A 24466-nucleotide genomic window follows, 5' to 3' on the forward strand; every position below is an offset into this window, starting at 1 on the left:
CTCGTCCCGGCGGGCGACGTCGACATCTTGTGGCACGGACCGCTTGCCGTCCGATGAACGGCCGTTCCGCTGGCCGGGCGAATACGCGCCGCCGCGGCGACGGTCAAGCGCGGGCACGGCGCGCCCTTGCGGGCGGGCGCCGGGGCGTGCGAAAGCGGGCGGACGCCACGCGAGCCCGGAGTTCCCGCCATGACCATCGCCTCCATGACCGGCTTCGCCCGCCGCGACGGATCGGTCTCCGGCTACCGCTACGCCTGGGAGATCCGCTCGGTGAACGGCCGCGGGCTCGACATGCGCTTCCGCCTGCCGCCGGGCTGGGACGGCGTCGAGGCGAAGGCGCGCGCGAAGGCCGGCGAGGCGCTCGCCCGCGGCAACGTCTCCGCCTCGCTCCAGCTCGCCCGCGAGGGTGCGACCACCACCTTCCGGATCGACACCGCCCTCCTCGACGCCCTGGTCGAGACCGCGCGCCGCTACGGGGACCTCGAGGGCCTGAGGCCGGCCTCGGTCGACGGCCTGCTCGCGGTCAAGGGCGTCGTCGAGGTGGTCGAGAACCTACCGGACGAGGCGGCACGCGCCGCGATCGAGCGCGACCTCGTCGCCGCCTTCGAGGCGACGCTGAAGGACTTCGTCGCCGCCCGCCGCGAGGAGGGCCGCGCCCTCGCCGGCGTGCTCGGCCGCCACGTCGACGAGATCGAGCGGCTGTTCACCGAGGCGGAGGCGCTGCCGGCACGCACGCCCGAGGCGATCCGAGCCCGGCTCGCCGAACAGCTCGCCGTGCTGCTCGGCCGCCAAGAACTCGACCCGGTGCGCCTGCACCAGGAGGCGGCGCTGATCGCCACCCGCGCCGACGTGCGCGAAGAGATCGACCGGCTGAAGGCCCACGTGGCACAGGCCCGCCAGCTGCTCGCCTCGCCGGACGCGGTCGGCCGCCGGCTCGACTTCCTCGCCCAGGAGTTCAACCGCGAGACCAACACGCTCTGCTCGAAGTCGAACGACACCGAGCTGACGCGGATCGGGCTCGCCCTGAAGGCGACCGTCGACCAGTTCAAGGAGCAGGTTCAGAACGTGGAGTGATCCCGGGCCTTCGACGTCCCGACCGCCTGGAACCTTGCTAGACCGGTTCGACACCGCGGGAGCTGTGGAGACGGCCGCGTTCCGCTTGCCGTTTTCGCCGATCGGGCCTATCACGCGGGCTCATGACCACCGCTGCCAACCCCTACGGGTTCGACCGCCCCCACCTGCTCGGGATCGAGGGGCTGTCCAAGCCCGAGATCCTCGACCTCCTCGACCGGGCCGAGGCCTTCGTCGACATCGAGCGGCAGAAGAACAGGCGACGCGACACGCTCGCCGGCCGCACCCAGATCAATCTCTTCTTCGAGAACTCGACGCGCACGCAGTCGTCGTTCGAGCTCGCCGGCAAGCGGCTCGGGGCCGACGTCATGAACATGGCGGTGTCGCAGTCCTCGGTGAAGAAGGGCGAGACGCTCATCGACACCGCGATGACGCTGAACGCCATGAACCCCGACGTCATCGTGGTCCGCCACCACGCCTCCGGCGCGGTCGCCCTGCTCGCCCAGAAGGTCGACTGCTCGGTGGTCAACGCCGGCGACGGCAGCCACGAGCACCCGACCCAGGCGCTCCTCGACGCGCTGACGATCCGCCGCCACAAGGGCAGGATCGAACGCCTGACGGTGGCGATCTGCGGCGACGTCGCCCATTCGCGCGTCGCCCGCTCGAACATCCTGCTGCTCACGGCGCTCGACGCGCGGGTGCGGCTGGTCGGGCCGTCGACGCTGGTGCCGGGCGCCTTCCGCGACATGGGCCTCGAGGTCACCACCTCGATGAAGGACGGCCTGAAGGACGCCGACATCGTCATGATGCTGCGCCTGCAACGCGAGCGGATGCAGGGCTCCTTCGTGCCGTCGGTACGCGAGTATTTCCGCTACTGGGGCCTCGACGAGGAAAAGCTCGCCTATGCCAAGCCCGACGCGCTGGTGATGCACCCGGGCCCGATGAACCGGGGCGTCGAGATCGATCCGGCCGTCGCCGACGGACCGCAGAGCCTGATCCGGGAGCAGGTCGAGATGGGCGTGGCGGTGCGCATGGCGGTGCTGGAGGCGGTCGTCGCCGGCCGCGGCAACGGCGCGGAGGCGGTTCGATGAGCCCCACCCCGCTCCATGGCGACGCCCGCCCGATCGTCCTCGACAACGCCCGCGTGGTCGATCCCTCCCGCGGCATCGACGCGCCCGGCGCCGTCATCGTCACCGGCGGAGTGATCCGCGCCGCCGGACCGGACGCCCGCGGCAACGGCCGCCCAGACGGCGCCGAGGTGATCGACTGCGGCGGCGCCGTGGTCGCGCCCGGCCTCGTCGACCTGCGCGCCTTCGTCGGCGAGCCCGGCCACGAGCACCGCGAGACCTTCGCCAGCCTGTCGCGGGCCGCCGCGGCCGGCGGCGTCACCACGCTGGTCACGATGCCGGACACCGATCCGGTGATCGACGATCCGGCGCTGGTCGACTTCGTGCTCCGCCGCGCCCGCGACACCGCGGTGGTGCGGATCCATCCGCTCGCTGCCCTGACCAAGGGCCAGAACGGCACCGAACTGACCGAGTTCGGGCTGCTGAAGGAGGCCGGCGCGCTCGGCTTCACGAGCGGCCGGCGCTCGGTCGCCAATGCCAACGTGCTGCGCCGCGCCCTCACCTACGCCCGCGACTTCGACGCGCTGGTCTCGAACCTGCCCGCCGACGCCGACCTGACGGGGTCCGGCGTGATGAACCTCGGCGACGCCTCGGTGCGGCTCGGCCTGCCGGGCATCCCGTCCGAGGCCGAGACCGTCGTGCTCGCCCGCGATCTCCGCCTCGCCCGCCTCGCCAAGGGGCGCTACCACGCCGCGGCACTGTCGACAGCCGAGAGCGTCGCGATGATCGCCTGGGCCAAGAACGAGGGCATCGCGGCGACGGCGGCGGTGGCGATCAACAACGTCACCCTCAACGAGATCGACATCGGCGCCTACCGCACCTTCTACAAGGTGAACCCGCCACTGCGCTCGGAGGACGACCGCCGCGCCCTGGTGCAGGCGGTGGCCGACGGCACCATCGACGTGATCGTCTCCAACCACGACCCGCAGGACGTCGAGACCAAGCGCCAGCCCTTCTCGGAGGCCGCCGACGGCGCGATCGGCGTCGAGACCCTGCTCGCCGCGGGCCTGCGCCTCGTCCATTCCGGCGACCTGTCGCTGTCCAGGCTGATCGAGGCGACGGCGACCCGCCCGGCCCGCCTGGTCGGCCTGGACGCCGGTACGCTCGCGCCGGGCGCCCCGGCCGACCTCGTGGTGTTCGACCTCGACGAGCCCTGGGTGCTCGCCAAGGAGGACATCGTCTCGCGGGCAAAGAACAGCCCCTACGAGGACGCCCGCTTCACCGGCCGGGTGAGGCGCACCATGGTCGGCGGCCGCACCGTGTTCGCGCGGGGCTGAAGCCGGTTACCGAACGAGACGGGGTTCCCTTTCGAGACCATGTCGGGCTAGGATGCCGGCCGATCCCGGTCCGGAGTGCCGTTCCATGAGCCTGCCCGTCACCCTCGACGTCGTCGTCGACGTCGTCTGCCCCTGGTGCTTCCTCGGCAAGCGCCGGCTCGACGCCGCCCTCGCCGGCCTGCCCGACGTCGCTGCGACGGTGCGCTACCGGCCCTTCCAGCTCGATCCCGACCTGCCCGCCGAGGGCGTCGAACGGCAGGCCTACATGAAGGCCAAGTTCGGCGACCTCGGCCGGGTCGACGAGATCCACCGCCGCCTCGTCGACATGGGCGCCGACGTCGGCATCGCCTTCGCCTTCGACCGCATCGAGCGCACGCCGAACACCCTCGACGCCCACCGTCTGATCCGCTGGGCCGCCGCGGAGGGCAAGGGCGAGGCGATGGTCGAGCGACTGTTCGCGCTCTACTTCGAGGAGGGCGAGGACATCGGCGACACCGCCGTGCTCGCCGCCGCCGCCGAGGCGGTCGGCCTCGACGGTGCCGAGATCCGCGACCGTCTCGACGCCGGCGAGGACCGCGAGGCGGTCGCCGCCGAGGTCGCCGAGGCCTCCCGCATCGGCGTCACCGGCGTGCCCTTCACCATCCTCGCTGGCAAATACGGCCTAAGCGGCGCGCAGTCGACCGAGGTGTTCGCCGACGCGATCGGCCGCGTCGCGACCGGCGGGTGACGCGTGCCCGACCCCGGCCCGGCGGCACCTCGGCGTGCCGGCTGGATCGGGCGCGTTCGGAGGCGCGGCATGCGGACCTGCCATCGACGCTCGGGGTGTGTTGGCCGCAGTAGAGACGGTAGGCGCCCGCGGCGGTGATCCGCAGGGAGACAGCCGCTCGTCCACTGGCGGAAGCGGTGGTAGGCACCGCGACGCCCCGGCTCGTCGTGCGGACGTGCGTAGTCCGACGTGCCTGCCGCAATAGCGGCCCGGCGGGAAGCTGCGGATGGCTCATACGGGGGACTCTCCGCCCTCGCCGGCGCTCGCTGCTTGTCCACCCTCGCCGGCATCCGTGGACTGCCCTCCTTCGCCGCCCATCGGCGGCGCCGCCGCCTGGGCCGGCCGAACCGGACGGGGTTCGCCCGCCTGATCGATCTCGAAGTCGTCGTCGAGCGCCAGCGCGTCCTTGCCGAGCGACTTGCCGATGTCCTCCCAGATCTTGCGCAGGCGGATGACGTGCAGGTCGTCCATCATGACCTTGACGAAGTGGCGCAGCCCGGCGTCGAAGCTGTCCCCCTTCTGCCACAGCGACAGCTGCGCCTTGTCGAAGGCCTCGGGCGTCAAGCTGTCGCCGCCGCCGTCGCCGAAGCTCGCCGGCTTGGAGCCGCTGATCTCCAGCACCTCGCGGCTGCGCCGGGTGCCGGTGAACAGCACACCGGCGATCCAGCGGCGGATCTCGGGTGTCGAGGTCGCGCCGCGGACAAGGCGCTCGAGGTCGAAGATGGTGCGGATGTGGTTCTCGCGCAGCATCAGGAAGCGCTCCGGTCCGACGTTGGAGCAGAGCTGCGCCTGCGCCACCCAGTCGATCGTCTCGTAGAGCCCGTAGGGCGTCTCGATGTGCAGCATGATCGGGTTGGCGGTGGCGAGGTTCTGGACCTCGAGCACGTTGGCCTCCTCCAGGCGGAAGCGCGTGAAGAAGTCGATGCCGTCGATCAGGTCGAGCGGGATCGACGCCGCCGGCTTGGTGAAGCGGTTGTCGGGCGCCTTGACGGTGCGGACGAGTTCCCCGGCCGCGCGAAACAGGAATTCGAGCACCACGTTGGGCACGAACCCGAACACCAGCGCCGCCACGATCCAGCCACCGGTCGGCCCGGCGCCCGGTACGGCCGCTTCGACGCCGGGAATGGCGGCGAGCGGTTCGGGAATCGCGAGGTAGAGCGACGTCGCGAACACCACGTTGAGCAGGATGTGGACACCGGCCCTGAGCATCGTCACCGAGGTGAGATCGAACAGCGCCACGGCCTGCACGAACATCCGGAGCGTGAAGATGTAGGAGGAGAGGAACGTCAGCAGCGCGACGATGGCGGCGTCGTGGAAATAGGCACAAGCCTTGCGGGCGATCTCGGGGCAGACCCGCGCCGGTTCGGCCACGACGCGGACCAGTTCGAGCGGTTCGATGCCGGTCGCGATCAGTCCGGCCAGCGCGAATCCGAGGAAACAGACGACGACGTAGAGGACGGAAGCGCCGAGCAGCCGGCGATTGGACGTGAGGTCCCACCAGCGCAGGCCGGAGAGATAACGGTCGACCGCCGGATCGGAGAGGTCGAGATCGCGCAGCTTCGCCAGGTCGACGACGCCGTCCTGGCCAGTCGTCGTCGGCGGCGGGTCGAGGTCGGCACCGTATTTCGCCTTCACGAACTCGAAGGACGTGTTCGGTTGGGCGCTGCCGTCGCGGTCGATCGGCTGGAGGTCCTTGAAGATCTTGCCGACCACGTCGATCAGCCGGATCCGGCGCAGCCGAACCTCGTGGCGGATCTTGATGACCGAATAGGGTGTCAGCAGCGCCAGTACCATGGCGCCGCCGAAGATGGCGACGCCGAGCAAGAGCCACGTCGGAAACAGACTGGAGACATCCATCGCACGCCCCCCGTGAGTGGAACGTGCGAGTGTAGGAATCATTTACACAATTTTAAAACGCACCGATTCGCGCCGATCTCGACCTCTGGTCGGTGCCCGGTTGCGTTCAGGTCGATTCGAACTTGGTCATGTCGGTGTGGCTGGCCTTGATCCAGCGCACGGTGCCGCTCGAGGAGCGCATCACGACGGTGTGGGTGGTGACCCGGTCGCCGCGCGAAAACTTCACGCCCTGCAGCATGTTGCCGTCGGTGACGCCGGTCGCGGCGAACAGCACGTCGCCCTTGGCCATCTCCTCCATGGCGAATTTCTTGCGCACGTCGGCGATGCCCATGCGCTGGGCGCGCTGGACCTGGTCCTCGCGGTTGATCACGAGACGGCCCTGCATCTGGCCGCCGATGCAGCGCAGCGCTGCGGCGGCGAGCACGCCCTCGGGGGCGCCGCCGATGCCGAGGTAGATGTCGATGCCGGTCTCGTCCGGCTCGGTGGTGTGGATCACGCCGGCGACGTCGCCGTCGCCGATCAGGCGGATCGAGGCGCCGGTGGCGCGCACCTCCTCGACGAGGCGGGCGTGGCGCGGCCGGTCGAGGATGCAGGCGGTGATCTCGCCGACCGGCACACCCTTGGCGGCCGCGAGCGCGCGGATGTTCTCGGACGGGGTGGAATCGAGGTCGATGATGCCCGGCGGGTAGCCCGGGCCGATCGCGATCTTGTCCATGTAGACGTCGGGCGCGTTGAGGAGGCCGCCCTGCTCGGCGATGGCGATCACGGCCAGCGAGTTCGGCAGGTTCTTGGCGCAGATCGTGGTGCCCTCGAGCGGGTCGAGCGCGATGTCCACCTTCGGACCCTTGCCCTGACCGACCTCCTCGCCGATGTACAGCATCGGCGCCTCGTCGCGCTCGCCCTCGCCGATCACCACCGTGCCCTGGATCGGAAGCTGGTTGAGCTCGCGGCGCATCGCGTCGACCGCTGCCTGATCGGCGGCCTTCTCGTCACCCCGGCCGCGCAGGCGCGCGGCGGCGACCGCGGCCCGCTCGGTCACGCGCACCAACTCGAGGGTGAGGATGCGATCGAGCGAATTGCCGGGTTTCAGCGACATGGACGTAACCTCGATGGACTAGGGTCCGCACCGACGTAGATCCGGGGCGACCCGGCCGTCAATGCACCGAATTGCGAAGTTCGCGCGCAAACGCGTGCCAACCCGGCGGAGCAAACCTCAGAGATCTTCGATTCTGATTAGTTTGGGAGTCGAAGCAATGTGACCGTCCTGCTCGATCAGGCGCAGGGCGTCGCGGATCGCGGTCTCGCGGGTGGCGTAGGTGATCATCACCAGCGGCTGCGGATCCACCGGCACAGCCGTGGTCGGCGCCTCCTGGCGCGGGGCCCGGCGGCGCTGCACGATCGATTCCAGCGAAATGCCGTGTTCGGCCATACGGGTGGCGATCGCCGCCAGAGCGCCCGGGCGATCGTAGACCAGCATGCGGACGTAGTAGCCGCCGGTGTGGGTCTGGATCTCGGCGCGGACGTAGGGCTCGAGTTGCGCCGTCGGCCGGCCGAAGGCCGGGATCACGCCGCCGCGGGCGACGTCGACCACGTCGGCGATCACCGAGGAGGCCGTGGCGTTGCCGCCGGCGCCGGGGCCGACCAGCACGATCTCCCCGACGGCGTCGCCGTCGAGCGCCACCGCGTTGAGGACGCCGTCGGTACGGGCGACCGCGGAGGACTTCGGCACCATGGTCGGGTGCACGCGCGCCTCGACGCCGGTCTCGGTGAGCCGGGCGATGCCGAGCAGCTTGATGCGGTAGCCGAGTTCGTCGGCGGCGAGGATGTCGGCGAGCGTGATCGAGGAGATGCCCTCGACGTAGATGGCGTCGGCGTCGATCTCGGTGCCGAAGGCGAGGCTGGCGAGGATCGACAACTTGTGGGCGGTGTCGTAGCCCTCGACGTCGAAGGTCGGATCGGCCTCGGCATAGCCGAGCGCCTGGGCGTCGCGCAGGCAGACGTCGAAGGTCAGGCTCTCGCGCTCCATCCGGGTCAGGATGTAGTTGCAGGTGCCGTTGAGGATGCCGTAGACGCGGCTGATCCGGTTGCCGGCGAGGCTCTCCTTCAGCGTCTTGATCACCGGGATGCCGCCGGCGACCGCCGCCTCGAAGGCGAGCGCGACGCCGCGGTCCTCGGCGAGCCGGGCGAGTTCGACGCCGTGGCGGGCGAGCAGGGCCTTGTTGGCGGTCACCACCGGTTTGCCGAGGTCGAGCGCCGCGCGGACCACAGCCTCGGCCGCGCCGGAGGCGCCGCCGATCAGTTCCACCACCACGTCGACGTTCGGGTCGCGGGCGAGGTCGACCGGATCGGCGTGGAAGGCGACTTCGGACAGGTCGACGCCGCGGTCCCGCGTGCGGTCGCGGGCCGACACCGCGGTGACGACGATCGGACGGCCGGCGCGCGTCGAGGCGGTCGAGCGGTTCCCGGCGAGCAGCCTCAGGACGGACGAACCAACGGTGCCGAGGCCGGCGATCCCGAGACGAAGCGGTGTCGACATGTCATTTCCCGATGATGTCCCGCGCCGGGACGACCGCTCTCGCCTTAGCAGGGACGACGCCCAAAAGGAAAGAGGGACGGTCGGCGAGGTGTCCCGGCCCTCACCCGGATCAGCCGCGGGTGGTGGCGGCGAGCGCCGTGACGAGCGCGATCACCGCCTGCTTGCGGTCGAGGTTGAGGCCCTCGGTCTCGGCGACGACACGGGCGACGGTGTCCCACGCTTCGGCGAGACGGATCAGGTCGGCCGGGGCGGCGTGGACGCGCTCGCGCAGCCGTTCCGACAGGAAGGCGCGGCAGAGGTCCGCGACGAGACCGAAGGAGTCCTCGCCCTTGCGCCCGCCGGCGGCCTCGGCGAAGCGGTGCAGCGCGCTGCGGTCGATCCGCGGGAAGCCGTCGACCAGCTTGCGGAAGCCGCCGTGCAGCGCCAGCCCCTCGCTCTCGACGCAGGCGACGGCGCGGCGGACGCTGCCCTCGGCGAGCGCCGCCAGCGCCGGACGCTCCGCCTCGGCGACCTCGAGGCCGAGGGCGGTCACCGCGGCGTCGAGTTCGTCGGCCGAGAGCGGCTCGAGCGGCAGGCGGCGGCAGCGCGAGCGGATCGTCGGCAGCAGTCCGCCGGGGGCGTGCGACAGCACCAGGAACATCGCCCGCGCCGGCGGCTCCTCGAGCATCTTCAGGAGCGCGTTGGCGGCGTTGGCGTTCATGTCGTCGGCGGCGTCGACGATGGCGATGCGGTAGCCGGCCGAGCCCGCCGAGGTGCCGAAGAAGCCGGCGGCACGGCGGACCTCGTCCACCGTCAGCAGCGTCTTCAGCTTCTTGTCCTTGTCGTCCCAGGGACGGCGCAGATGCATCAGGTTGGGGTGGGCGCCGGTGGCGACCTGCGCCGCGACGCGCGGATCGACCGGCAGCAGCGGCGCCTCACCCGGCGGCGGCGCCCGCATCGGGTCCGGATGCGACAGGGCGAAACGGGCGAAGCGGAAGGCGAGCGTCGCTTTGCCGATGCCCTTCGGCCCGGTGATCATCCACGCATGGTGCATCCGGCCGGAGCGATAGGCCTCGTGGAGCGCCAGCGCCGCCGCCTCGTGACCGACGAGGTCGGTCTGCTCGCGCGGCAACGGCAGGCCCTCGATCCAGTCGGCCTCGTTGGAGTGGTCGACGGCGGCGATCATCGGGCGTCCGCCGGCCCGGCCAGTCGGTCCGCGACCACGGCCGCGATCTCGGCCGCAACCTCGTCGACGCCGCGGCTGCCGTCGACGACGACGCAGCGCGCCGGGTCGAAGGCGGCGACGGCAAGGAAGGCGCGCCGGCGCGCCTCGTGGACGGCGACGTCGTCGGCCTCGAAGCGGTCGGGCGCCGTACCCGACCGCAGCGCAACGCGGCCGAGGCCGACCTCGACGGGCACGTCGATCACCAACGTGAGGTCGGGCGTGGTGCCGTCGACGGCGACGGTTTCGAGATGATCGATCAGCCCGGCGTCGATGCCGCCGGCGGCGCCCTGGTAGACGCGGGTGCTGTCGGCGAAGCGGTCGCACAGAACCACGGCGCCGCGGGCGAGCGCGGGGCGGATGGTCGCGACCACGTGGTCGAGCCGCGCCGCGGCGAACAGCCAGGCCTCGCCGACGGTGCCGAGCGGGCGGGCGCGGCCGGACAGCAGGAAGTCGCGGATCACCTCGGCGGTCGGAGATCCCCCGGGCTCGCGGGTCGTCACCACGTCTCGGCCTGTGGCGCGCAGGCGCTCGGCGAGCCGGCGGATCTGCGTCGACTTGCCGGCGCCCTCCCCGCCCTCGAAGGTGATGAACATGCCGCGCCGTTCGCTCAACGTCCGCCCTCTGTAATGCGCTCCGCGCATCCATAGCGCAGATGGCCGCGTCACCACCAGCCGAACAGCAGTTCGGAAAGGCCGTCGCGGGCCCGGTCCGAGAGCCCGCCGACCGGCACGTCGCGGGCGGCGACCAACGGGATCGTCTGATAGAGCCGGCCGTCGATGGTGATCTCGATCCGGGCCACGGTGGCGCCGGCCCGCACCGGCGCCGGGATCGGTCCCTCGTAGGCGATGGCGGCGCGGAAGCCGTCGCGGTCGCGGGTCGGCAGCGTCACCGCGACCGGGCCGGCGCCGGTGACGTCGACCCGCCCCGCCGCGCCGCCGAACACCCGCACCGAGCCGACCGTCGCGCCGGCGGGGAACAGTTGCACGGTCGAGAAGTCGGCGTAGGCGGCGTCGAGCAGCGCCTTGACCTGCTTGTCGCGCTCGGCGCTCGAGCGGAAGCCGCTCGCCAGCACCAGCATCCGCCGGCCGCCGCGCACCGCCGAGACGGCGGCGCCGAACAGGGCGTCGGCGTCGTAGGCGAGCACGAGGCCCTCGACCCCCGCGGTGTCGCGCAGGAAGCCGGTCTTGTTGGTCTGGCGGATCTTGTTCCAGGTGAACTCGGGCAGCGCGTAGAGCGCGTAGCGGTCCGGGTGGGTGGTTCGGATGTAGTCGATCAGGCGGCGGAGATCGCGGACCGACGTGGTCGCGCCGGGCGCGGCGAAGCCGGTCGGATTGACGAAGCGGCTGTCGGTCATGCCGAGGCGCGCCGCCGTCTCGTTCATCCGGCGCACGAAGGCGGTTTCGCCGCCGGGGAAGCCGGCCGCCAGCACCAGCGCGGCGTCGTTGGCGTAGTGGACGACGAGGCCGCGCAGGAGGTCGCCGACCGTGACGGTCGAGCGTGGCGCGGCGAACATGGTGGTGACGCGGGCGGGTGCGCCGCCGGCGCGCCAGGCCGCCTCGCTCACCGTGTAGACGTCGTCCTCGCGGATCTCGCCGGCGGCAAGCGCGTCGAACACCACGGCGGCGGTCATCAGCTTGGCGAAATTGGCGGGCGCGAAGCGGTCGTCGTCGGCCTTGGCGTAGAGCACCGAACCGGTGTCGCTCTCGACGACGAGGGCGCGCGGCGCCGGCGTGTCCAAAGCCGACGCCGGAGCGGGTGACAGTGCGAGCGAAAGCAGCAGCGCGGCGGCGATCCGACCCGAACAACGGGCGTGTCTTGGGCCGAGGACCATGGCGTCGTGCCGTTCCCGGTGGTGAACCGTCGCGGACGCGGGGCCCTCGCCGTCAGCGCAGGACGACGACGCCCCGGGCGCCCGCCTTCTCGGCGGCGGCGACCGCGTCGGCGGCCGAGACGCCCGCCGCGGCGGAAACCCGGACCCGCTTCAGCGTGGCGCCGTTGACGACGACGTCGTCGACCGCGACCGCGCCGACGTCGCCGAGCGCCGCGGCGATGCGGGCGGCGTTGGCGGGATCGCGGAACATGCCGACCTGGAGCAGCACGCCGGCGGTCGCCGGGGCCTTGGCGGAGGAGAGTTCGCCGAGGCTGCGCGTCAGGTCGGCGAGGCCGACTCCGGCGCCGACGTCGTCCACCGCCGCATAGGCGGCGTCGATGCGGTCGGCGGCGTAGGAGGTGCGGCCGGACGGCGCCGGCTGCGGCAGGATCGGCTGCGGGCCGACCTGGAACACCATCGGCGGCTGGGCCGTGGCGGGGGCCGGCTGATAGGCAACCGGCGCCTCGGCGGCCGGGACGTAGGTCTCCGCCGCGGGGGCCGCGGCCGGAACCGGCACGGGCGCGGCGGCCGGGCGGTAGGCCGCCTGCACCACCGGCAGTTGGACCGGCTCGGCCATGGCGACCTGGATCGGAGCGACGACCGCGGCCGGATCGGCCGAGGCGACGACGGCGTAGGTCTCGATCACGGCCGGACGCGGCTGCGGCAGCACGGCGGTGCGGACCACGGGGGCGGCGTCCTCGGCGAGCGAGGCGGTGACGATCGGGGCGGCGGCCGGCGCGGCCGTGCGGGCCGGGGTGCGCACCACCGGCGCGGCCGTCGAGGCGACCTGGACGCGCGGCGCGGCGGCGGCCTTCGGCGGTTCGTCGCCGCCGGTGATGCCGCGCACCAGCACGCCCGGCAGCGAGGTGACCGAGGCGACCAGCGTCTCCGGCAGGCTCTCGCGCTCCGGCGCGCCGACGTTCGGGCCGCGATAGGACGCCATCAGGAAGCGGGTGTCGTCGCCCTCGACCGGGGCGGGGCCGACATACTCGACCTGCACCTTGGCGATGCCGGCCTGCCGCACGCCGAGCATCTCGGCGGCCCGGCGCGACATGTCGAGCACGCGGTTGGAATGGAACGGGCCGCGGTCGTTGACGCGGACGACGATGCTGCGGCCGGTCGTCAGGCTGGTGACCCGGGCATAGGACGGCAGCGGCATGGTCGGGTGCGCCGCCGAAATCGAGGCCGAATCGAACACCTCGCCGTTGGCGGTGCGCCGGCCGTGGAAGGCGTCGCCATACCAGCTGGCGAGACCGACGGCGCGGTAGCTCGGGTCGAGGCGGGGGATGTAGCGCTTGCCGGCGACCTTGTAAGGCGTGCCGACCATGGCCCGGCCGCCGCCCTTGGGCACCGGATCGCCGGGCTTCACCACCCGCGGGCTCGGCGCGACGCCGAGCTTGGGATCGATTTCGGACCTGGCGGAGCCATGGGTGGTGCGGGGCGAGGATCCGCAGCCCGCGAGCGAGACCGTGACCAGGAGCGTTGCTGCGACCGTTGCGACGAGTGACCCTACGGATCGTCCGGTGACCGTGTCCGTCTGCGGTCGCTTGCCCGTCATGTCGCGTGCCTTGCTTCTGTCGAACTCCCGGCCGACACCAGGGCGTCGCGGGCAAGACCCGTGACCGCACCCGTCGTCCATCCGGCGCCGTGGCATCGCAGCCACGTTTCCGGATCTTCGCGGCGCACCGTTAACGGATGGTTAATCCGCGTTCCGAGCGCCGGCCCGCACCGTTCGTTCTCGTTTCCCTGGCCCTGCGCGGAGCCGGGAGGAAGTGCCCTACCGCCCGATCCGCGCCTCACCTTCTAACCCGTCGTCCCGTTTCCAGTAAAGAGTGGTTTCCCCGGTGCGGATCAGGACGAAGCACTGCGTCCGGCCGTCGTACCATTCCGTCCATTTCTGGCACAACCGGCCCTTGTCGATCCACCAGCGCCCGGTGTCCTCGGGGGCCATCAGGCGACCGAGGCCGAGTTTCTCGCCGTCGCCGTCGACACGGCCGTTCTTCCTGTAGTTCAACGGAAACTCGCCGCCGAGCGGCGTCTGCAGGTAGATCCGCCGGCCGCTCACCGCCGCCCGGATCTCGGCGTCCTTCATCGGCGCGGTCTCCGCCGCCGCCGTGGCCGTCCCCGCCAGCAGCGCGATCACCGCGCCGAGGGTGCGAATTGTCATGGGGATCCTCCTCGTCCGTCCGCGGCCGGGCCCGCACCACGTCCGCCGCGCCCCGAATCCGGAGCCGCGTCGAACGTCGGCACGCCCGCGCCGCACGCCCCGTCCGAGGAGATCTACGCACCCACCCCCGCCCCGGTTTCGTCGCCCTCCCCCGGCGAGCCTTGAAAATCGCGGCGGGCTCGACCATGGTCGCGCGGGTCCGGACGGGTGGCCGAGTGGTTTAAGGCAGCGGTCTTGAAAACCGCCGTGGGTGCGAGCCCACCGTGGGTTCGAATCCCACCCCGTCCGCCAGACCTGCGCTCACGACGGTTTCGCTTCGCTCGACGCCTCCGCGGACGAACGGTCGTCAGGAATCTCCCCGCTCCTCGCCTTTCGCGGCCGGCTCCCTTCCAGGGCGGCACGCGCTTTCGCCCGGCGCGTGGGCCGGTGGACGCAGGCCAAGTCCCGGGCAACTCCAGGCCGGACGAGCGGCCGAAGCCCGCGGATCGATCCGCCGCTTGCAGTCCTGGGACATTTGACCTAAAACGCCCATAGGTCAATCGTCCTAGAAGATGGCGTTCGCCGTTCAGCGCCCCACTTTGTCGTTCCGGAGGTCCGTGATGCGCGCGAGCGAAACGCGTCGGCAGATCGTGGAAGTCGCGGATCGGCTCTTCTACGAGATCGGCTACGAGGCCACCTCCTTCGCCGACATCGCCCGCGACGTCGGGCTGTCGCGAGGAAATTTCTATTATCATTTCAAGACGAAGGACGAGATTCTGGATGCGGTGATCGAACGGCGCGCGGCCACGGTGCACGCCCTGCTCGACACCTGGGAGGACGCCGGGGAATCGCCGTCCGACCGGATCCGGAGCTTCGTGCGCATCCTCGTCGAGAACCGGACGAAGATCATGGCGCACGGCTGTCCCGTCGGGACGCTCTGCGCCGAACTGTCCAAGCTGCAGCACGCCGCCAGGGACGACGCCGCCCGCCTGTTCGCCCTGTTCCGGACTTGGCTCGCGCGGCAGTTCGTGGCGCTGGGACACGAGGGTGAAGCGGACGCGCTGGCCCTGCACCTTCTGATGCGCAGCCAAGGCGTCGCCGCGCTCGCGACGGCCTTCCGCGACGAGGACTTCATCCGCCGCGAGGTCGCCGACATGGAAGCCTGGCTGGAGGCGCGGTGTCCGGCCGCGCCGTCAACCGTTTCCCACCGACCGGACTGAGGGAGTCATCGTGTTCGTCGTCATCCTTCGATTCGCCGACAAGTCCAAGGCCCCCCGCTTCATGGACGGGCACAACGCCTGGATCCGCCGCGGCTTCGACGAAGGCGTTTTCCTGCTGGTCGGTAGCATCCAGCCGAACGTCGGCGGCGCCATCCTCGCCCACGGCACCTCGCTCGAGGCGTTGGAAGCGCGCGTCCGGGAGGATCCCTTCGTGGCCGAAGGCGTGGTCGGCGCCGAGATCCTCACCGTCTCGCCCTCCCGGACGGACGAGCGGCTCGCCTTCCTGAAAGGGTGACGGGCCGCGCGCGGCAAAGGGGGCGGTACAACGCCGGTTGCGGTCGCTTCCCGCGCTTCCCGCGCCGCTCGCCGCCAAACCGCCGCCATCGGCCGCGAGTGTCCGCCCGCGGACGGTCGACGGCCGCGGGAGATGGTTGGAATGCACGGATCGGACGTCGCCGCCACGGTGACACTCGCGGTCGCCACGGCGGACGACCTGCCCTGGTTCAAGGACGAACTGCGCGCCGCCTTCGCTGTCGCAGCGATCGAGGCCTTCGGCAGCGCGGAGGGGGCCATCCCCGGCGACGACGACGTCGAGAATTCGTTCGCGGCACCGGGTGCCGTCGCGCTCTTGGTGCTCGCCGACGGCCGGCGTGTCGGCGGCGCGATCCTGACGATCGACGCGGCGAGCGGGTGCAACGCGCTCGACTTCTTCTTCATCTGCGTCGCGGAGCACGGCCGCGGCCTCGGGCTCGCCGCCTGGAAGGCGATCGAAAGGCGCTATTCCGAGACGAAGGTCTGGGAGACCCACACGCCCTATTTCGAGAAGCGGAACATCCACTTCTACCTCAACAAGTGCGGCTTCAGGATCGTGGAATACTACCACGAAGGCCATCGCTCGCCCGACGGCCCGGATCTCGTCGATCTGCCCGGCGACGGCGGCATGTTCCGTTTCGAGAAGGTGATGGATCCGGCCGCATTGGCCGCGCCCCCCCGGACACGCCCCTATTTTACCCGGGTGATATTGACTCGAATTTCACCCGGGTATAAACGGCGCACTCCCCGTCGCAGCAGGAGACGCACCGTGACCGACAGTCCATTACCGCCCGCCACCGCCTTCCGCGGCCATCGCCGGCTCGCCGCCGGTCCGCTCGCAGCGGTGGCGCTCGCCGTGCGCGACGCGCTCGCCGCGGGCGGCGACGAGCCCGTGCTGGTGTTCGACGACGCCAGCGGCAAGGTGATCGACTTCGACCTGCGCGGCGACGACACCGCGATCCTGGCGCGTCTGACACCGCAACCGACCGCGGGTCGACCCGACGAGGCGTCCGGCGCCGACGACGGCGGCGAGGCGCGCGGGCGCGGACGGCCGCGGCTCGGGGTGGTCTCGCGCGAGGTCTCGCTGCTGCCACGGCACTGGGATTGGCTCGGCGGCCAGCCGGGAGGAGCGTCGTCGGCGCTGCGCCGGCTCGTCGACGAGGCGGCGCGTCGGCCGGATCCGCGCCGCGCGCGCAAAGCAGCCCAGGAGAGAGCCTACCGCTTCCTCCAGGCGATCGCGGGCGACTTCCCCCACTACGAAGAGGCGACGCGCGCCTTGTTCGCCGACGACCGGGCGGGCTTCTCCGCCCGGATCGCCGACTGGCCGGCCGACGTGCGCGACCACGCCCTCCGCCTCGCCTTCGGCGCGGACGAGGCGGTGTCCAACTGAACTGAACGGAGCGGGACGGCCCGTCCGTTCGGGCCGTCCCCCGTTTCGTTCCGAGCCGGTCAGGCCGCGGCGGCGGCCTCGGCGTGGCGGGCGACGATCTCCTCGGCGAGCCGGCCGGTCAGCTCCTGGAGGTGGTCGAAGCGGCGCTCGAAATGGGCGACGCCCTGGGTCGCCGAACGCAGCTCGACGATGAGGTCGCCGATCTCGCTCGCCGGCATCAGCGCCTCGACCACGTCCCAGCCGTCCCAGCCGGGGCGGGCATCGAAGCCGAGCAGCTGGCCGCGCCGGGCCGAGACGATGGCGTTGACCCGCGCCGTCGCCTCCGACGGACAGGACACCGTGACCCGCTCGATCGGCTCCAGCAGCACCGGATTGCAGGCCGGCAGGCCCTCGCGCATGGCGATGCGGGCGGCTGCCTGGAACGCCTGGTCGGAGCTGTCGACCGCGTGATAGCTGCCGTCGGTCAGCGTCACCTCGACGTCGACCACCTCGAAGCCGAGCGGCCCGCGTCTCAACGCGTCGCGGACGCCGGTCTCGACGCCGGGGATGTACTGCCTGGGTACCACGCCGCCGGTGATCTTCTCGGTGAAGCGGATGCCCTCGCCGCGCGCGAGCGGGGCGATCTCGAGATGGACGTCGCCGAACTGGCCGTGGCCGCCGGACTGCTTCTTGTGCCGGCCGTGCTGGGCGGCGCGGCCGCGGATCGTCTCGCGATAGGCGACCTCCGGCCGCGTGGTGCGCAGCTGCAGACCCCAGCGCCCGGCCAGCCGCTCGGTGGCGACGCGCAGGTGCATCTCGCCCTGGCCGCCGAGCAAGGTCTCGCCGGTCTCGGCCGACACGGTCACCGTCAGCGAGGGATCCTCTTCGACGATGCGGGCGAGCGCGGCCGACAGCTTGGCCTCGTCCTTACGCTCGTTGGCGCGGATCGACAGCGCCATCACCGGCCGCGGTAGCTCTACCGGGGCGACCGGCTCGGGCGCGGCGCGGCCGCCGCCGAGCGTGTCGCCGGTGCGGGCGTGCTCGAGCTTGCCGAGGGCGACGAGGTCGCCGGCGCGCGCGACGTCGCGCTTCTCGGTACGCGCGCCGACGAGGCGGTAGAGGCCGGAGACGCGGTCGGCCCCGGAGGGGCCGGCGAGCGCGGAGCCGTCGCGGATCTCGCCGGCGAGCACGCGGCCGATCGACAGCTTGCCGCCGTGGGCGGTGTGCAGCGTCTTGACGACGCGCACCACCGCGTCGGTCCCGGGCGCGAAGCCGAGGCGGGCGTCGAGGTCTTCGAGGCCGGGCGCCTCGTGGCGCAGGGCCTTGAGGAGGCGGCCGATGCCGTGGCCGTCCTCGGCCGAGCCGAAGAACACCGGGCAGATCAGGCCGTTGCGCAGCTCGGCGACGAGGTCGCCGAACACCTGGTCGCGCGGCGGCGCGACGTCGGAGAGCAATTCCTCCATCAGCGCGTCGTCGTGGTCGGCGAGGCGCTCCAGCATGGTGAAGCGGGCTTCGACCTCGCGGGCCATCTCCTCGTCGGGGATGTCGATGGTCTCGCTCGGGGCGTGGTCGCGGTAGACGAAGGCGCGCTCGAGCGCGAGGTCGATGAAGCCGGTGACCTTGCCGTCGGTCCAGATCGGGATCTGGCGCAGCACCAGCGGCGTCTTCGAGGCCGGCTGCAGCATCGCCAGCGTCTCGCGGACGCGCGCGTCCGCCTTGTCGATCTTGTTGAGGAACAGCATGTGCGGCACGCCGGCGTCGTCGAGCCGCTTCAGGATCAGCTGCAACGCGGCGATCTTCTTCGGATCGGCCTCGCAGACCACCACCGCGCAGTCGACCACCGGCAGCACCGACAGCGTCTCGCCGAGGAACTCGGTGGAGCCCGGGCAGTCGAGGAAGGTGTAGTCGTCGCCCATGAAGCTGGTGGTGGCGACGTTGAGTTCCACGCTCATGGCGTGGGCGCGGGCCTCGGGGCCGGCGTCGCCCACCGTGGTGCCCGCGGTCGTGCTGCCCTGGCGCTGGACCGCCCCGGTCCGTGCCAGGATGGCTTCGAGGAGGGTGGTCTTGCCGCTCGAGAACGGCCCCACCAACGCGATCGTCCTGGCCCCCGTCCGGGGCCCGCGACCTCTACCGCCGTCGTCTCCCATGATCTTTCACTCCCGTTCTCGACTTGTTCCAGTCATGTCACGGGGCTCTCGGGTCGTCCGCTCTCCGGTGGCATGGCGCACCCGGGGCCGAGACGATGGTCGCGCCGACGCTGCGCCGGCGCAAGAGGGCTTCGCCGGTCCGTAGCTTCACGGGGGGTGAACCACCGGCCGCGACATTGCGGAAATTTAAGGCCGGCGCGACGATCGGGGCGGTTTCCCCGTCGGGATTATTTCCCTAGTCTCCCGCCTCACCAACGAGAAGGCCGATCGCGGCCGCCGTTCCCGGGAGGACCCACCGATGACCCCGATGCTCTCGCGCCGCCGCGTGCTGGCGCTCGCCGCCGCCTCCGGCCTCGCCGCCGCCGCCGGCCGCCCCGCCTTCGCCGCCGGCCCGACGATCCGGATCGCCGTGCTGAAGACCGGCACGGTCAACTGGGAGCTCGACGTCATCCGCACCAACGGCTTCGACCAGAAGCACGGCTTCGCGCTCGACGTCGTCGAGGTCGCCAACAACGAGGCGACCCGCGTCGCGCTCCAGGCCGGCGACGTCGACCTGATCACCTCGGACTGGCTGCTGGTGGCGCGCGAGCGCGGCGAGGGCTCCGACCTCACCTTCGTGCCGTTCTCCTCCTCGGTCGGCTCGATCATGGTCAAGGACGGCGGCGGCATCGCCACGCTGGCCGACCTCAAGGGCAAGAAGATCGGCGTCGCCGGCGGTCCGCTCGACAAGAACTGGCTGCTGATCCAGGGCATGGCCAAGCGCGACTTCGGCCTCGACCTCGCCAAGGACGCCGAGCCGGCCTTCGGCGCGCCGCCGCTCTTGTCGGAGAAGCTGCAGTCGGGCGAACTCGACGCCGCCCTCACTTTCTGGAACTTCTGCGCCCGCCTCGAGGCGGGCGGCTTCAAGTCGATCCTGTCGGGTCTCGAGGCCGCCCAGGCGATGGGCGCCAAGGGCGCGATCTCGGCGGTCGGCTACACCTTCTCGGAGGGCTGGGCCGCCAAGAACCTCGACGCCGTCAAGGGCTTCGTCGCTGCCTCGCGCGAGGCCAAGGAGCTGCTGCGGACCTCCGACGCCGAGTGGGCGCGCATTCGTCCGATGATGAACGCCGACGACGACAAGGTGTTCGCCAACCTCCGCGACCGCTTCCGCGACGGCATCCCGTCGCGCCCGATCGCCGACGAGATCGCCGACGCCACCACCCTCTACGGCGTCCTCGCCGACCTCGGCGGCGAGAAGCTCGTCGGCAAGTCGAAGACCTTCGCCGCCGGCACCTTCTGGTCCGAACTCGCCAAGGGCTGACGCACCGAGCTTGGTCTCGTCCCGAACCGTCGGGACGAGACGGTTGCCCGGCCGATCCGGCACGCAAATCGAGCGGTCCCATCCCGCGGCCGGTGCCGCGGGACGCGCACCGGCATCGAAACCTCCGTCACCGCCTCCGGTCGAACGCGCTGCCGCCCTTGCGGCCGGTCTTGCTCTTGAAGCTGGCGACGCTCGGATAGGCGCCCTTCCTCGTCGGCTCCGGCGGCGGGGGCGGCGGAGTCGCGGGCATGGTCAGCTTGGTGTTGGCGCCCTGCCCGGCCTCGTCGACCATCTTGGCGAAGCGGACCAGGATGGCGGCGACGCCCTTGAGGCGCTGTTCGGGATCGGGCCAGTCGCGCACCAGCACGATCTTCTGGTCGGGCCGGATCTTGGCGAGGATGCCCTGTTCGCCGACGTATTTGACCAGCGCCGGCGGGTTCTCGAACTTGCCGTCACGGAACGAGATCACCACGCCCTTCGGACCGGCGTCGACCTTCTCGACGTTGGTCTTGCGGCACAGCGCCTTGATGGTGACGATCTTGAGCAGATGCTCGACCTCCTCCGGCAGCGAGCCGAAGCGGTCGACCAGCTCGGCGCCGAAGGCGTCGATCGAGCGGGCGTCCGGCAGGTCGCCGAGGCGGCGGTAGAGGCCGAGGCGCAGTTGCAGGTCCGGCACGTAGTGGTCCGGGATCATCACCGGCGTGCCGACGGTGATCTGCGGGCTCCACTGCTCCTCGCCCTCGGCCTCCGGCCCGCCGGCCTTCAGCGACGCCACCGCCTCCTCCAGCATCTGCTGGTAGAGCTCGTAGCCGACCTCCTTGATGTGGCCGGACTGCTCCTCGCCGAGCAGGTTGCCGGCACCGCGGATGTCGAGGTCGTGGCTGGCGAGTTGGAAGCCGGCGCCGAGCGTGTCGAGGCTCTGCAGCACCTTCAGGCGCCGCTCGGCCACGGTCGTCAGCTTCTTCTCCGCCGGCGTCGTGAACAGCGCGTAGGCGCGCGTCTTGGAGCGACCGACGCGGCCCTTGAGCTGGTAGAGCTGGGCGAGGCCGAACATGTCCGCGCGGTGCACGATCAGCGTGTTGGCGGTCGGGATGTCGAGGCCGGATTCGACGATGGTAGTCGAGAGCAGCACGTCGTACTGGCCCTCGTAGAAGGCGTTCATGACGTCTTCCAATTCGGTCGCCGCCATCTGGCCGTGGGCGGTCGCGACCTTCACCTCGGGCACGTGCTTGGCGAGGAACTCCTTCTGGTCGGCGAGGTCGGCGAGCCGCGGGCAGACGTAGAAGGCCTGGCCGCCGCGGTATTTCTCGCGCAGCAGCGCCTCGCGGATGATCAGCGGATCGAAGGGCGTCACGAAGCTGCGGACCGCGAGGCGGTCGACCGGCGGCGTCGCGATCAGCGACAGCTCGCGCACGCCCGTCAATGCCAGCTGCAGCGTGCGCGGGATCGGCGTCGCCGACAGCGTCAGCACGTGGACGTCCGACTTCAGCTCCTTCAGCCGCTCCTTGTGCTTGACGCCGAAGTGCTGCTCTTCGTCGATGATCAGGAGGCCGAGGTCCTTGAACTGGATCCCCTTGGCGAGCAGCGCGTGGGTGCCGACCACGATGTCGACGGTGCCGTCGGAAAGGCCCGCCTTGGTCGCCGCCAGTTCCTTGGCCGAAACCAGCCGCGAGGCCTGCCGCACCTCGACCGGGAGGCCCTTGAAGCGCTCGGCGAAGGTGCGGAAATGCTGGCGCGACAGCAGCGTCGTCGGCACCACCACCGCCACTTGCCGACCGGACAGCGCGGCGAGGAAGGCGGCGCGTAGCGCCACTTCCGTCTTGCCGAAGCCGACGTCGCCGCAGACCAGCCGGTCCATCGGCCGGCCCGAGGCGAGGTCGGTCGCCACAGCCTCGATGGCGTTCAGCTGGTCGTCGGTCTCGTCGTAGGGGAAGCGGGCGGCGAACTCGTCGGCGAGGCCCTCGGCGGGCACGAGCGCCGGCGCGGTCTTCATCAGGCGGGCGGCCGCGGTCTTGATCAGCTCGTCGGCGATCTCGCGGATCCGCCGCTTCATCTTGGCCTTGCGGGCCTGCCACGCGCCGCCGCCGAGCTTGTCGAGCACGGCCTCGGTGTCCTCCGAGCCGTAGCGCGACAGGAGCTCGATGTTCTCGACCGGCAGGAACAGCCGGTCGCCGCCCTGGTACTGGATCTCCAGGCAGTCGTGCGGCGCGCCGGCGGCCTCGATGGTCCTAAGGCCGACGAAGCGGCCGATGCCGTGGTCGACGTGGACGACGAGGTCGCCCTCGGCCAGACTCGCCACCTCTTTCAGGAAGTTGTCGGCGCGCTTGCGGGCGCGGGCGCCGCGCACGAGGCGGTCGCCGAGCACGTCCTGTTCGGCGACGACCACGAACTCCGGCAGCGAGAAGCCGGTCTCGATGCCGAGCACGGCGAGCGGCAGTTCGTGCGCCGGCGCCTTCAGCGCCTCGTCGAGATAGGCCACCGGTCGGGTCGCCTGGACGCCGTGGTCGGCGATCACCTGGGCGAGGCGGTCGCGCGAGCCCTCGGACCAGCAGGCGAGCACCACGCGGCGGTTCTCCGCCTTCAGCGCGCGGATGTGCTTCACCAGCACGTCGAAGATGTTGACGTCGGGCGCGGCGCGTTCGGCGGCGAAGCTGCGGCCGGTCTCGCCGCCGAGGTCGACGATCCGGGTCGCCGACTGGTCGGGCTGGTGGAACGGGGTGATGCGCGCGACGTCGCGGCGCGACAACAGTGTGCCGAGTTCGGCCTCGGTCAGGTAGAGCCGGTCGGGCGGCAGCGGCTTGTAGGGCGCGCCGGCGCCGCCGGACTTCAGCGAATCCACGCGGGCGTCGTGGTGGTCGGCGACCATGACGAGGCGCTCGCGCGCGGCCTCCCGGTCGAGCGGGTCGAGCAGCACCGGGGCGTCGCCGACGTGGTCGAACAGCGTCGACAGCTGTTCGTGGAACAGCGGCATCCAGTGCTCGAGGCCGGCGTAGCGCCGGCCCTCGCTGACCGCCTCGTAGAGCGGATCGCCCGAGGTCGCCGCGCCGAAGGCGGCGACGTAGCCCTGGCGGAAGCGCTTGATCGCGGCCGGCGTCAGTTGCACCTCGCTCATCGGCACGAGGTCGAGCCGGACCAGCTGGCCGGTCGAGCGCTGGGTCTCCGGGTCGAACGGGCGGATCGATTCCAGCGTGTCGCCGAAGAAGTCGAGGCGGACCGGCGCCTCGGTGCCGGGGGCGAAGAGGTCGAGGATGCCGCCGCGCACCGCGTATTCGCCGGTGTCGCGCACCGTGCCCGAGCGCGAGAAGCCGGCGTTCTCGAGCCAGCCGGCGATGGTGGTCATGTCGGCGCGCCCGCCGGGCACCAGCGAGAACACCTGGCCCTCCACCAGCGCCGGCGGCACCACGCGCTGCACCACCGCGTTGACGGTGGTGAGCAGCACGAAGGGCTTGTCCTCGCCGCGCCGGGCGGCGAGTTCGGCCAGCGTCGTCATCCGCCGCGCCACCACGGCCGGCGTCGGTGACACCCGGTCGTAGGGCAGGCAGTCCCAGGCCGGGAACTCGAGCACGCCGATCTCCGGCGCCACGAAGGCGAGCGCGCGCTGCAGCTGCGCGAGCCGCTGGCCGTCGCGCGCCACGTAGACCGCGTCGACGCCGCGGCGCCGGTTCGCCCGCACCAGCCGGGCCAGCGCCACCGCCTCGGCGCCGTCGGGCACGCCGGCGATGGTGACGGCACGGAATTCGTCGAACAGGTGGGCAAGGGGATCGCTGGACATCGGACCGGACGGTGACATGTGGACGTGCGCGCGGGCGGGCTCGCCCGCGGACGCGAGGTTCGGCGGCGCCCCGCCGCGGCGGGACCCCGTTGGTCGTGGCGACCGGGCGGCGCACCCGGTCGCGGGGGAGGCGGGCGAAGCGGCCTCCCCGGGCGCCGCCGTCCGGCGCGGACGGCATCCGTGCGGCTCGGAACCCCGGCCGCGGAAGCCGACGGCCGACCGGACCGAAGCTCCCGCCAGCCGCAAACTCCCGGTTCCCTCCGCCCCTCTCGACACCCCAACCGCGTCCCCTCCCCCTGGAGGGGGAGGGACAGGGAGAGGGGGGAGCCCCGCCGCAACGCCGGCCACTGCGGGGACGAGGCCAGCGATCGGACAGGATCGGCCCGTCGGCCCCCTCTCCCCGACCCTCCCCCTCCAGGGGGAGGGAGCATGTCGCGGTGCAGGTGCCACACCGGCAACCGGAGCCCGAACGTCGAAGCCGGGATGCGGAAG

The 24466-nt window shown here is 71.7% G+C and carries 18 protein-coding genes and 1 tRNA gene; 9 read left to right on the forward strand and 10 right to left on the reverse strand.

Annotated elements, in window-relative coordinates; genetic code table 11:
• Nucleotides 1-189 precede the first annotated feature (189 nt).
• The 4 genes from EDD54_RS03350 (at nt 190) to EDD54_RS03365 (ending at nt 4202) form a co-directional block, all read left to right on the forward strand.
• Entirely contained in the window at nt 190-1074 is an 885-nt protein-coding gene (locus tag EDD54_RS03350; protein WP_126536586.1) for a YicC/YloC family endoribonuclease, read from the forward strand.
• A gap of 122 nt (nt 1075-1196) precedes the next feature.
• Entirely contained in the window at nt 1197-2162 is a 966-nt protein-coding gene (locus EDD54_RS03355; protein ID WP_126536584.1) for an aspartate carbamoyltransferase catalytic subunit, read from the forward strand.
• Nucleotides 2159-3475, forward strand: coding sequence for a dihydroorotase (locus tag EDD54_RS03360; protein ID WP_126536582.1), 1317 nt, complete (start codon nt 2159-2161; stop codon nt 3473-3475). Before EDD54_RS03355 ends, EDD54_RS03360 begins: the two co-directional genes overlap by 4 nt.
• 85 nt (nt 3476-3560) lie before the next feature.
• Nucleotides 3561-4202: a DsbA family oxidoreductase gene (locus EDD54_RS03365; RefSeq protein ID WP_126536580.1), complete on the forward strand. Its 642-nt coding sequence runs from the start codon at nt 3561-3563 to the stop codon at nt 4200-4202.
• A 270-nt stretch (nt 4203-4472) separates the two neighbouring features.
• Here EDD54_RS03365 and EDD54_RS03370 read toward each other — a convergent pair whose 3' ends face one another.
• The 8 genes from EDD54_RS03370 to EDD54_RS03410 form a co-directional block, all read right to left on the reverse strand.
• Entirely contained in the window at nt 4473-6098 is a 1626-nt protein-coding gene (locus EDD54_RS03370) for a hypothetical protein (RefSeq protein ID WP_126536578.1), read from the reverse strand.
• A 106-nt stretch (nt 6099-6204) separates the two neighbouring features.
• The gene (gene glpX / locus EDD54_RS03375) at nt 6205-7194 is read right to left on the reverse strand and encodes a class II fructose-bisphosphatase (RefSeq protein WP_126536576.1); all 990 of its coding nucleotides are present in this window, start codon (nt 7192-7194) and stop codon (nt 6205-6207) included.
• A gap of 117 nt (nt 7195-7311) precedes the next feature.
• Nucleotides 7312-8634, reverse strand: a complete 1323-nt coding sequence (locus tag EDD54_RS03380) for a homoserine dehydrogenase (protein WP_126536574.1) — start codon at nt 8632-8634, stop codon at nt 7312-7314.
• Nucleotides 8635-8743: 109 nt separating this feature from the next.
• Complete coding sequence (locus tag EDD54_RS03385) at nt 8744-9799, reverse strand: DNA polymerase III subunit delta' (protein WP_126536572.1); 1056 nt, start codon at nt 9797-9799, stop codon at nt 8744-8746.
• Nucleotides 9796-10449 (reverse strand): dTMP kinase, encoded by a 654-nt coding sequence (gene tmk / locus EDD54_RS03390; RefSeq protein ID WP_245515624.1) that lies wholly within the window; start codon nt 10447-10449, stop codon nt 9796-9798. Before tmk ends, EDD54_RS03385 begins: the two co-directional genes overlap by 4 nt.
• 50 nt (nt 10450-10499) lie before the next feature.
• Nucleotides 10500-11576, reverse strand: a complete 1077-nt coding sequence (locus tag EDD54_RS03395; protein WP_165644346.1) for a D-alanyl-D-alanine carboxypeptidase family protein — start codon at nt 11574-11576, stop codon at nt 10500-10502.
• A 145-nt stretch (nt 11577-11721) separates the two neighbouring features.
• Nucleotides 11722-13080: a septal ring lytic transglycosylase RlpA family protein gene (locus tag EDD54_RS23715; RefSeq protein WP_321184117.1), complete on the reverse strand. Its 1359-nt coding sequence runs from the start codon at nt 13078-13080 to the stop codon at nt 11722-11724.
• A gap of 405 nt (nt 13081-13485) precedes the next feature.
• Nucleotides 13486-13875, reverse strand: a complete 390-nt coding sequence (locus EDD54_RS03410) for a hypothetical protein (RefSeq protein ID WP_133673954.1) — start codon at nt 13873-13875, stop codon at nt 13486-13488.
• A 201-nt stretch (nt 13876-14076) separates the two neighbouring features.
• Here EDD54_RS03410 and EDD54_RS03415 point away from each other — a divergent pair.
• The 4 genes from EDD54_RS03415 (at nt 14077) to EDD54_RS23720 (ending at nt 16776) form a co-directional block, all read left to right on the forward strand.
• Nucleotides 14077-14166: transfer RNA gene (locus EDD54_RS03415), tRNA-Ser, on the forward strand.
• Nucleotides 14167-14474: 308 nt separating this feature from the next.
• Nucleotides 14475-15074, forward strand: a complete 600-nt coding sequence (locus EDD54_RS03420; RefSeq protein ID WP_126536566.1) for a TetR/AcrR family transcriptional regulator — start codon at nt 14475-14477, stop codon at nt 15072-15074.
• 10 nt (nt 15075-15084) lie between these two features.
• Nucleotides 15085-15369, forward strand: a complete 285-nt coding sequence (locus EDD54_RS03425; protein ID WP_126536564.1) for a YciI family protein — start codon at nt 15085-15087, stop codon at nt 15367-15369.
• 141 nt (nt 15370-15510) lie between these two features.
• Complete coding sequence (locus EDD54_RS23720; protein ID WP_321184114.1) at nt 15511-16776, forward strand: DUF2239 family protein; 1266 nt, start codon at nt 15511-15513, stop codon at nt 16774-16776.
• A gap of 59 nt (nt 16777-16835) precedes the next feature.
• Here EDD54_RS23720 and EDD54_RS03435 read toward each other — a convergent pair whose 3' ends face one another.
• Entirely contained in the window at nt 16836-18902 is a 2067-nt protein-coding gene (locus EDD54_RS03435) for an elongation factor G (protein ID WP_126536562.1), read from the reverse strand.
• A 298-nt stretch (nt 18903-19200) separates the two neighbouring features.
• Between EDD54_RS03435 and EDD54_RS03440 the strand changes: the two genes are divergently transcribed.
• Nucleotides 19201-20202 carry an ABC transporter substrate-binding protein gene (locus tag EDD54_RS03440; RefSeq protein WP_126536560.1) on the forward strand — a complete coding sequence of 334 codons (1002 nt, stop codon included), beginning with the start codon at nt 19201-19203 and terminating at the stop codon, nt 20200-20202.
• A gap of 127 nt (nt 20203-20329) precedes the next feature.
• On the opposite strand, the gene mfd is transcribed toward EDD54_RS03440, so the two are convergent.
• On the reverse strand, nt 20330-23974 hold the full coding sequence (gene mfd / locus EDD54_RS03445) for a transcription-repair coupling factor (protein ID WP_126536558.1): 3645 nt from the start codon (nt 23972-23974) through the stop codon (nt 20330-20332).
• Nucleotides 23975-24466 lie beyond the last annotated feature (492 nt).

The organism is Oharaeibacter diazotrophicus (assembly GCF_004362745.1).
In the GTDB taxonomy this organism is placed as follows: Bacteria; Pseudomonadota; Alphaproteobacteria; order Rhizobiales; family Pleomorphomonadaceae; genus Oharaeibacter; species Oharaeibacter diazotrophicus.